Below are 205 nucleotides of genomic sequence, written 5' to 3'. Positions count from 1 at the left end.
TTGAAATCAGTTTGCTTGGTAACGCGGTTGATTTCTTCCATGCGCTGGTTAACTTCAGACTGGATGGAGTCGATATCTGATGCTGAGTTAGAGCTGTTTTGCGCCTGAACAGTCAGGTCACGAACGCGCTGCAAGTTGTTGTTGATTTCGCCCAACGCGCCTCAGCGTCTGAGACAGTGAGATACCGTCGTTGGCATTACGTGCT

1 pseudogene is annotated in these 205 nt (G+C 49.8%); it reads right to left on the bottom strand.

Features of this window, described 5'->3' with window-relative positions:
- Window positions 1-205: pseudogene (locus YROHD0001_RS19985) on the bottom strand (flagellin N-terminal helical domain-containing protein); the annotation flags it as partial.

It is taken from the genome of Yersinia rohdei ATCC 43380 (genome assembly GCF_000173775.1).
GTDB lineage: Bacteria > Pseudomonadota > Gammaproteobacteria > Enterobacterales > Enterobacteriaceae > Yersinia > Yersinia rohdei.
The sequence above is the reverse complement of the archived record's forward strand: the minus strand, read 5'-3'. Positions and strand labels throughout refer to the sequence as shown.